This window comes from Allocoleopsis sp. (assembly GCF_036703385.1).
GTDB lineage: Bacteria > Cyanobacteriota > Cyanobacteriia > Cyanobacteriales > Coleofasciculaceae > Allocoleopsis.
Genome location: NZ_DATNPA010000325.1, coordinates 1 through 10,114, shown reverse-complemented (window position 1 = coordinate 10,114; position 10,114 = coordinate 1). Strand labels below are relative to the sequence as shown.

Annotated in this window: 7 protein-coding genes and 1 pseudogene; 6 read left to right on the top strand and 2 right to left on the bottom strand. The window is 43.9% G+C overall.

Annotated elements, in window-relative coordinates; all coding sequences use genetic code 11:
• Positions 1-789: 789 nt before the first annotated feature.
• Entirely contained in the window at positions 790-1,431 is a 642-nt protein-coding gene (locus V6C93_RS16135) for an AAA family ATPase (protein WP_333477689.1), read from the top strand.
• Positions 1,428-1,793: a hypothetical protein gene (locus V6C93_RS16130; RefSeq protein WP_333477688.1), complete on the top strand. Its 366-nt coding sequence runs from the start codon at positions 1,428-1,430 to the stop codon at positions 1,791-1,793. The genes V6C93_RS16135 and V6C93_RS16130 overlap by 4 nt, the downstream gene beginning before the upstream one ends.
• 70 nt (positions 1,794-1,863) lie before the next feature.
• Here V6C93_RS16130 and V6C93_RS16125 read toward each other — a convergent pair whose 3' ends face one another.
• Together V6C93_RS16125 and V6C93_RS16120 are read right to left on the bottom strand one after the other, a co-directional pair.
• On the bottom strand, positions 1,864-3,759 hold the full coding sequence (locus V6C93_RS16125; protein WP_333477687.1) for a pentapeptide repeat-containing protein: 1,896 nt from the start codon (positions 3,757-3,759) through the stop codon (positions 1,864-1,866).
• A gap of 131 nt (positions 3,760-3,890) precedes the next feature.
• Entirely contained in the window at positions 3,891-4,805 is a 915-nt protein-coding gene (locus V6C93_RS16120) for a TetR family transcriptional regulator (RefSeq protein ID WP_333477686.1), read from the bottom strand.
• Between the two features lie 950 nt (positions 4,806-5,755).
• On the opposite strand from V6C93_RS16120, the gene V6C93_RS16115 reads away from it, so the two are divergent.
• The 4 genes and pseudogenes from V6C93_RS16115 to V6C93_RS16100 all read left to right on the top strand — a co-directional run.
• Entirely contained in the window at positions 5,756-6,469 is a 714-nt protein-coding gene (locus V6C93_RS16115) for a pentapeptide repeat-containing protein (protein WP_333477685.1), read from the top strand.
• A 221-nt stretch (positions 6,470-6,690) separates the two neighbouring features.
• Positions 6,691-7,947, top strand: coding sequence for a glycosyltransferase family 2 protein (locus V6C93_RS16110; RefSeq protein ID WP_349262731.1), 1,257 nt, complete (start codon positions 6,691-6,693; stop codon positions 7,945-7,947).
• A 427-nt stretch (positions 7,948-8,374) separates the two neighbouring features.
• Positions 8,375-9,505 (top strand): dTDP-4-amino-4,6-dideoxygalactose transaminase, encoded by a 1,131-nt coding sequence (gene rffA / locus V6C93_RS16105; RefSeq protein WP_333477683.1) that lies wholly within the window; start codon positions 8,375-8,377, stop codon positions 9,503-9,505.
• A gap of 232 nt (positions 9,506-9,737) precedes the next feature.
• Positions 9,738-10,114, top strand: a pseudogene (locus tag V6C93_RS16100) (hypothetical protein); the annotation flags it as partial.

The following is a 10,114-nucleotide window of genomic DNA, read 5'->3' as shown; positions in this document are numbered from 1 at the left end:
TATTTAACCATTTAGAAGTTGACACCAATGATGCGGGAGTAAACTAGCCAATTTTCCATTCTGAAATGCTGACTCCGAATAATTTCTCATTTAATTGGAGAGAAGTAGGAACTTTTTCAATTTCAGGAAAACTATTATAGTTATTTCTCCTGCTTAAAAAATGGACAATTGGAGGATAGTGGCAGTTAAGCAGGTAGATGAGCCGATAAATCCCTAAAGTTTTTCAATAGGAATCGGATTAGCCAACGGGACAATAAAACCGCTGTTTCACCCATCACGAAACCGATATACACGTTGGCATCTCAAGACTTGGTTACAGAAGTCATAAAGAAAACTCACTAGAGTTTGCCATAGGAGTATCAAGAGTCTGGCAGCTCCACGGTTTTCGCTGATGTAATTGCCGTACCCCAAATAATTCACCTTGGCTGAGTAGGTTATCTGTAGGCTTTTGAACGGATGCCCTCTCCGTTGGTAGATGCGAAGAGGGCTTTTTTGTGCTATCGCTTCTGGTCTGCTCAAAAATACGCTATCAACGTGAAAACTCTACCCAGGTTGAGAAGACCAAGGTAGAGTTTCCTATATACCAACCTTATTATGCTTTTGGGCGGTCGGCGATTTTTAAATTGAGTGAGAATTCTTGCTCATTTCAAAAATATTACAGCTTTCTTAAAACAACTGTACTTTTCTTTACATTTCCCTAAGGTCAGATTTCCAGCCACTTAGGGTCGAGTTGGCTGTTGTCAAGTTCTACTGCAATAATGCATTAAGTAAGGCAGTAATTACGCTTGTATGACCATCATTGCCTTGATTAATCAAAAGGGGGGCTGCGGAAAATCGACCACAGCCGTTCACTTCACCTACTGGCTAGCCACTAAAAAGAACAAGAGAGTGCTGTTGGTCGATGCTGATGCCCAGCAGTCCAGCTCAGAGTGGTTGTCAGGGATGGAGGTGGCAGTTCCTTATAAGGTGGTGCAGACTCCTGATGATTTGCTAGAGCAGATTCCGGAGCTAGCAGGGCAGTATAGTTTGGTTATTGTTGATGGCCCGGCTTCTTTAGCTGAGGCGACTCGTGCAATTTTGTTTCGTGCTGACCTAGCCATTGTTCCAGTACAGCCTACAGGTGTTGATTTGCGATCAGCGTCTGATGCCATGAGGTTAATCAGGCAAGCTCAGTCAGTCAGAGGTGGCTCTCCAGACGCCGCAGTGTTTCTGAGCAGAGCGGTGAAAGGTACGAAGCTTAAAGATGAAGCGATCGCTCTTTTGAGTAAAACTCCGGAGGTGAGCCTGCTTAAAACTGTGATTCATCAAAAGCAAGCGATCGCAGATACTTCGGGTCAATCTGCAACAGTCTGGGATTTTCCTAGTGCAAGAGCAAAAGAATCAGTGCAGGAATATGAGCGATTGTTCAAAGAAATTTTGTCAATGTTATGAGTTCTAGAAAAGGTCGGAAGTCCTTAGATGATATCCTGGCACAGAAGTTTATCTATGGTGAAAAAGCGCCCTCAAAAGAGCCCAAGCTTTCCTCGAAACAGAACTCATCTTTGGCTTCCTCAGAACAACCTTCGGAATCTTCAGCAAACGCACCATTAGAGGCGACGGAAAAACCATCCAAAAACTTGCCGTTGATGGATAAATTCCAAACCCCACCCAAAGAAGCTACAATTCGCTTTACGGTTGATTTGCCTGCATCAATGCACCGGAAACTGTCTCTTTTAGCAGCAAAGACAGGCAAAAAGAAGGCGGAAATTGTGCGGGTGTTGTTGGATGAAGCTTTGAGGGAAGTGTCCGATTGACATTCTCCTCAATAAGAGTTTTGTTCCGGATGTAGAACTTCCTGCGTTTTCTTTTCGATTTTCTGTCAAGTTACTGAGGTTCTGGTTCTGGAGTTGGGAACAAGTTTGGGGAAGGATTTTTCTCGTTATAGATGGTTCCATCTGGCATGATTGCCCCACCTAGACTGGCTTGTGTTAAATTGACCGTACTCAGGTCTATACCCGTTAAGGTTGCTCCTGACAGATCGGCTTCCTCTAGGTTTGCCCCCCTCAAATTTGCATCGCTTAAATTTGCGGCTGCTAAGTTAGCTCCCCATAAATTGGCTCCTTCCAGATTAGCGCCACTGAGGTCAGCCTCACTCAAGTTCATTCCCCATAGATCGGCCTTACTCAGATCGGCTTTACTCAGGTTACCCTTACTTAAGTCAGTTCCACTTAAGTTTGTCTCACTGAGATCGGCTTCTTGCAGTAAACCGCCAGGGGTAATTAGGTACAGCCCAGCCTCAGTGGGGTCAAACCCTTCAGGAAATTGAGTTAATTCATCATAAAAGGCTCCCTGAGCGTTTACACCCTCAAGGTTGGTGAAGCGGAGATCTACGCCAAATAGGTTGACCTTTCTCAAATCAGCTCCACTGAAGTCAGCTCGCTTGAGATTTTTTCCTTGGAGTGATACGCCTTTGGTAATTAAGCAGGCTCCTTGCTTTTTGGGGTCAAAATCTTCAGGAAATTTCGTCGCGGCATCATAAAACGCTTCTTGAAGATTGGCTTCCTTGAGGTTCGTCGAGCTGAAGTTTACCCCAAAAAGGTTCGATTTCCTCAAATCGGCTCCCCTCAAATCGGCTCCCCTGAAGTCAGCTCCCTTGAGATTTTTCCCTTGGAGTGACACACCTTTGGCAATTAAGTAGGCTCCTTGCTGCTTAGGGTCAAACCCTTCAGGAAATTGAGTTGTTTCATCATAGAAGGCTTCCTGAAGATTGGCATTATTAAGATTTGTCGAATGAAGGTCTACTCCCAATAGATTAGCCTTTCTTAAATCAGCTCCACTTAGGTCTGCTCCCTTTAATTCTGCCTGCCAGAGGTCGGCTTTATCGAGCAAAGCTCCCCTCAAATCAGCACCACTAAGATCGGCTTCCCACAGGATTGTTTCACTGAGTTTAACTCCACTGAGATTGGCTTTCTCCAGAGTGACTCCAAACAAATTTCCTTGACTTAAGTCAGCTCCGCATAAATTCGCTTCGCACAGATCGATGCCGTTGAGGTTTGCCCCACTGAGATTGGCTTCTCGAAGAGACGTGCCTGGTGCAATAAAATGCATTCCTGCCTGGACTGGGTCAAAACTTTTAGGAAATTGGGTGGCTTCGTCGTAGAGTGCTTCTTGAAGGTTAATTTCTAGGAGATTAGTGTTGAGAAGATTGGCTCCTAAAAGGTTGGACTGCCGTAAGTCAGCTCCGCTCAAGTTAGCTCCACTCAAATCAGCTCCTATTAAGCAAGCTTTGCTTAAATTTGCTTTGTTTAAAATGGCATCTTTCAGGCTGGTTTGCCATAAATCTGTCTGACTCAAATCGGCACCAGTGAGATTGGCGCTACTTAGGTCTACTCCACTCAAGTTTGCACCCGCCAATAGAGCCTGAGGAGCAATTAAATAGGCTCCTGCTGCAACGGGGTCGAAATTTCGGGGAAAAAGAGTAGCTTCGTTGTAGAGTGCGACTTGAAGATTAGTCTCTTGGAGAACAGCACGGCTCAAGTTGGCTTCACTCAGGTTCGCACCACAGAGAATGGCATGACTCAAGTTGGCTTCACTCAGGTTGGCTCCAAACAAATCTGCTCCAGCGAGGTTGGTACGAGTCAGAGTGGCTCTACTTAAGTTGGCTCGCCATAAACTAACTTGTTGGAGGTTGACCTCATTCAAGTTAACCTTACTTAAGTCGGTTCCACTAAAATCTCTTTCCCCTACGGCATATCGCTTTACTAATTCATCAGCATCCATATCATTTAGTTGTCGAGCTGTAGTTCAAGAGTTCTACCTAAAAGCGTTGCGACGAGAGAAATGTACTCTCCCTTCAAAAGATGTTTATTAACCTTGTTTAGTGTCTCAAAAGTTAGCTTTAATCTAGAATATTAAGATGATACTTTTGAAGACGCTTCCGGTTGCCAAACCCAAATGAAATAACCTCTTTCTGTTTTAGTAATAACGAATTTATGGATTTTATGACTGAGTTTATTTATGATGTCTAAAACCTTCTCTTTTGTTGTTTCAGTTCTGAAGAAGCTGTAGTATTGACCCTCAACAAGGATTGCTAATAAGCGTTGTTTTAAATGGGGGACCTGGATGCGGCAGCGTTGGTATTGAGTTGGCGATTCAAGAATTTTACTGGCAGCTAGGTCTAAACTATGAACAGTAGACTCTTGGTTGACTTCAGCGGTTCCAATTTCAACTGATTTAGCCTGATCTAGTTCTGGAGGCAAGTTTGGTTGTTCTGATCCAGTTGAGAGAGTTGTATTGAGCTGAAGTAGAGTTACTTGAGGTTCAAGTTGTTGAGTAGTGTCAACAACTTGTTCTAGATTGTCAGTAGGAATGCCTTGAAAAGCAGGGGTGCTATCAAGAAGGGTTGGAGATTGATTTGAGAAAATATCATCGCTCAGAGGAAGGTCTAGAGCTGAAATTTCTGGGCGGTATTCAGGCAGAGTTATTGCTTCTCGTTGGGCTTCCTGTTCTAGCGAATTCGACTGTAAGTTTTCTCCAAATTTATGGGCGAGTGCTGATTCGCGGTAAGCGTTCCACCTCCGGGTGATTTCGACGCTAGCCATACCTGCTCCGACACTGACAACAATGGCAAATCCTACATAGGGAATTGCCACGTCTTTATGTTCGCCATTAAAGATGGGTTGAATTTCGCCACTAAAAAAGGGCGGAACTTCAACAACAATGGGTTCTTTATTGATAAAAGCAAACGGTACGGTCAAAGTAGAAAAGACGGCACTCGAAATAATGACAGCAGGAAGTAAAACGTTGCTAAGGGGGTAACTACTCATCTTCAACTGCTCCAAGCCGTGAAGTGTGGTAACTAGTGCGTGAATTTTGTACAGACGTGCGAGGGTTCACCTTTACAGCAGTCGTAGCGCACCTGGAGAAACTGAAAAATTGCACTTCTATCACACATTCCGCTTCCTTTGGGGATTATCGGGATGATTTCTCTGGTAGTTCTAGGTGCACCCTTACTCAGTTGTCCTTTGAGACTTGCGATGCCTAAATAATCGTTTTTGAAGCCACCAGCGTTGGTGTGATGCTTGTGTTGATGAATTCTTGCATTGCCATTCTGCTTACGCAGCTATCGTTTTTAGCTCTTTGCCAAAATCATGCGTAGCGTTGTAGATGCGTTAGCAATCGTTGTAATGCTTTGATGAAGTATCGTTGTTAGAGCCTTGTAGGCGGCTGGTAGGAATTGTAACTCCTATAATGGTAGCAAATTGAAAGCAAATCGGCAACGATGAAACAAGTTACTACCAGAGTCTCAGACCGTGAATATGAACACTTAGCCAAATATTGTCAGTTAACAGAAAGAACTCAATCAGATGTTCTCAGAGAATTGATTCGGAACTTGTCACTTCAAGGGGTATTGAACCCCCTCAAGTAACCCGCTCCCAAGGAGATATTGATCGGGTGCGGGTACAAGCGTAAAATCCTTACAGAACTTACTGAATAAGGGTTTAGGCTTTGTTAATCAGCCTTAGTCTTTAGTGTATGCAAGAACAAACCTGTTGGACGCAAGTTGCTCAGACTTGCTTCCGCCATTTTTGTATTCAGGTCGGGCTGGCGATTTTCACGAAAAAATTAGGGTGTTTAATGACTAAATCAAGGCTTTAGGAGTGAAGTTGATTTTGCTTTATTAAAACTTTAATCTTGAAATCCTGTCTTTTGTTGTATTGAGTGAGTAATGTAAATGAAGGGATAGTCACAACTCAAACTTTGCAGGCTTTGGCGTATGAACTTAAGAACCATTATTATACTTGTAACGCTATTAGCTGCTGCCATACTCCCCATTGCTGTTCGCCTCTCCGTTGCTGAAAATGTTGGCCAACCGCTGAAATTTAAGCCTCTGGAAAATATTCAAAAGGCAGTTAAACCGCTAAAAGCTCAAAAAGTCAACGTTGCATTGATTTTGAAAACAAAGAGATGTGTCGGCTGTGACCTCAGCGATATAAATTTAAGTGGACTGGATTTGAGTGGTGCTGACTTAAGAAATACCGACCTTTCGCGCGCAAATCTCAAGAATACCAAGCTGAAAGATGCAAAAATGAGTGGCGCGCGTTTGAATAAGGCTAACTTGACCCATACCGACCTAGATGGTGCTGATTTTAAAGAGAGTGACTTGCAAGGTGCTGATCTCAGTAACGCTCAGCTTCTCAATACCGACCTGACTAAGGCGAATTTAAGTAGCGCGACTTTGTACCGTACTGAGCTTCGGGATTCTGATCTTATTGAAGCTAAGCTACAGAATGCTAACCTGAGTCAAGCCACTTTAGTCGGTGCACACCTGACAGGAGCCAACCTAACGGGGGCGAACCTGAGTAATGCTGTCCTGCGTTACGCGGATTTATCTAAGGCTATTCTAAGCAAGGCTAATCTCAGGGGTGCTGATTTGAGTTTGGCAATTATGCCTGATGGTACAACGGTCTATGGAACGACTCAGTACTGAGAAATAGCTGGGTTTAATTATAGGTTTTAGCTCTCCTGACTCCTGACTTCTATTTTCCTAGGAGGGTGAGGCGAATTGCTCATTTGTCAGGCTTTTCCTTACTATTGTTTGCTCCTTTGGTATTGTCGGTGACCGTAATGAAGGGCTAACTTGGTGGAATACAATCTAGCCCGTTAATTTGCTGCCAAGCAGATTCAATTTGTTTCTCAACGAGTCAGCCAGTGTTTTTATTTGTTGATATTGCCCTATTTATAATCGCTCTTGGACTTGGAGTTCCAATCGCAGTTCTTTTTATAGAGTGCAGTGCAGCCTTGTTATCGGGTCAATCTGAGTCAGGCGCTGCTAGTACACCTCGACCGAGGGTCGCTGTTTTAGTACCCGCGCACAATGAGGCGCAAGGAATTGCTGCAACGCTGGAGACAATATTGCCTCAGTTAACGGCTCAAGACCGCCTTGTCGTCATTGCTGATAACTGTAGTGATGAGACAGCTGCGATCGCAAAGCGCTGCTGTGCTAGCGGTGTAGAGTCGAACGAACAAGCGCAGAGTGGACACCCATTTGATGTGATTGTTCTTGAACGACAGGACTTTGAGCGAAGGGGCAAAGGGTATGCTTTGGATTATGGCTTGCAGTCCATTAAGGAAGACCCACCAGATGTTGTGGTGATGGTCGATGCTGACTGTATTGTTCTTCAAGGAGCAATTGAGCGGATTGCTGCTGTTGCTGCGGCAAATGAACGACCCGTTCAAGCTATCTACCTCATGGAACAACCCGCTAAGCCAGGACCGAAAGACTCAGTTTCGGCACTGGCGTTTATGGTGAAGAACTTGGTCCGTCCGAGTGGATTGGCGCAACTGCGGTTGCCTTGCCTGTTAACGGGTACGGGGATGGCTTTTCCTTGGTCTGCGATCGCGAATGCAGCCTTGGCGAGTGGCAATATTGTCGAGGATATGCAATTGGCTGTAGATCTGGCGATTTCTGGTCAACCTCCCCTATTTTGCCGGGATGCCAAAGTAATAGGGCGTCTCCCACAGCAAACCCAAGCTGCCAAGAGCCAACGGACACGCTGGGAGCATGGTCATTTGCAGACTTTGCTGACACAAATTCCCCGGCTGTTAAGAGCTGCTTTGCTTCAAAAACGTTTTGATTTACTTGCGCTTGTCCTAGAACTTTGTGTCCCGCCACTCTCATTGTTAGTGATGATTTGGGCTGCTGTTATGGGGGGTGCATTAATAGCGGGGAAGCTGGGAGTTTCATGGATTCCAGCCCTTATTTTAGCAATTGAAGGATTGCTCATTTTTATTTCAATTCTTGGTGCTTGGGCTAAGTTTGGTCGAGCTGAGTTACCCCTTGCAGCACTTTTAGCTGTGCCTTTTTACATTTTGTGGAAGATTCCTCTTTATCTGGGGTTTCTTATTCGCCCGCAAACCAAGTGGATTCGTACAGAGCGGGACTCGGTTGAGCCTTCTGAGCCTTAATTCAACGGATTGGACGGGGAATTGTTCTCTCTAAAATTTATATCAGTCTTTTTCTGCTCAAATCCTTCCCAACTAAAAAAAGACTGTCTATTGCTGGAGTATTTTTTCCTTCAACTTTTTAGGTCTAACGAAAAGTTCAATTTGGATTGTGTAATTGATAACATTATCAGGGATTAAATTGGCATCTCAGCAAAAAAACTCGTGAAATTTGTTAGCATTTTTGCGGATTGCTTTTAATTGAAAAAATAATTATTGGGTTGTGACAATGGAAGAATTGCAGTGGGGTTATAATTTTTTGATAAAGGAGAAATGAAAACTAATGACCTATACAAAGAATTCTTTATAATCGTGCTAATTTAGCTGGATATGGATAAAATTGACGCCAGTTAATAGCACATTCTAACGACAAGAAAAGCGGAGGTTTCTGTTGTCCACAATTCCCTTTAACCAACCTTTTGCTGCTGGGAAAGAATTTGAGTATATCCGACAGGCCATCAAGAACGTACATACTTGCGGTGATGGTCCTTTTACCAAGAAATGTCATACTTTCTTAGAACAGACATTGGGAGTCGATAAAGCGCTGCTTACTACTTCTTGTACTCATGCCTTAGAAATGGCAGCGCTGTTACTAAATGTCCAGCCAGGAGATGAAGTTATTGTTCCTTCATTTACCTTTGTTTCTACTGTTAATGCCTTTGTTCTACGGGGTGCTTACCCTGTCTTCTGCGACGTCCGCCCAGATACGCTCAATTTGGATGAAAACAAACTAGAAAAACTAATCACACCCCGTACCAAAGTTATTGTCCCTGTACATTATGCCGGTGTTGGGTGTGAAATGGACGCCATTATGGAGATTGCGAAAAAATCTGGCGTCGCGGTTGTTGAAGACAATGCTCACGGGCTGTTTGGCAAGTATAAAGGGAAGTATCTGGGTACGTTTGCCTGTATGGCTACTCAGAGTTTTCACGAGACAAAAAACTTTAACTGTGGAGAAGGGGGGGCACTGCTGCTCAACGATCCCCAGTATATTGAACGCGCTGAAATTATTCGTGAGAAAGGAACTAACCGTAGTCGCTTCTATCGCGGTCAGGTGGACAAATACACTTGGGTTGATATTGGCTCAAGCTATCTTCCCTCGGACATGCTTGCTGCCTACTTGTATGCTCAGCTAGAAGTCTACGAACAAATTCAGGCCAAGCGGCAGCAGATATGGGAGTATTATTACGAGCATCTTCAAGACTGGGCTGAAAAATATAATGTCCGTTTCCCGATTGTGCCAGACGACTGTGAACAGGCTTATCATATGTTCTACATACTGATGCCTTCACTGGAAAAGCGCCAAGCTTTGATTGCTCATTTGAAGGCTCAAAATATTATCAGCGCTTTTCATTACCTGCCTTTGCATTTATCACAGATGGGGCGGCAGTTTGGCGGTAAAGAAGGTGACTGTCCAGTGACTGAAGATGTGAGTGATCGCTTACTTCGTTTGCCATTTTACAATGACTTGACTGAAGCTGATCAAGCAAGAGTTGTGGCAGCCATCTCTGAATTCCATTGAGGAAAAACCTCGCATCAAATTAAATTAACTACTGGCTGAAGTTACTCTTGGCGCTTATCGCTTTCAGCTTTTCCTGAATCCAAGGCCAGTTGATTAATTCTCTTAAGTCCCCACGCTCTATGTAGGGGATTTTGCTTTATATAGGCTTTAAAAATCTTTTTTTCTTTAAATTATTTAAAAAGAGATATCTAAAGTTTTATGATTTTTGTTTCACGTCTATTAGGATATAAACGTGGGCCTAAAGCTTGATATCTTCCAAATTTGGCTCGTCTCTTCTGTAGAACTTGTGAAGGATATGTCTGTAAATCAGCTAAGCTCTGCCAATTCACGCTCTAAGCTGCAATTTTGGTTATCCAGCTGTGCTTTAGTTGTAGCTGTAGGAACGGTCGCAGCCGTTTTGGCTGTGCGTTACAATTCAGATTTGCTGAGACCCCTGATTCAAGCGGGTGTTCCTGTTGCGGCGGCGGCAGATTGGCCTGTAGTTGGGTATGCGGTTCAGGAGGCAGAGACGCCAGTGATGAGCGTACAGCAACTGAAGCAATTAATTGATAGTAAGGCAAGCGATTATTTGCTTGTAGATGTTCGCACTCCTGATGAATATAAACTGTC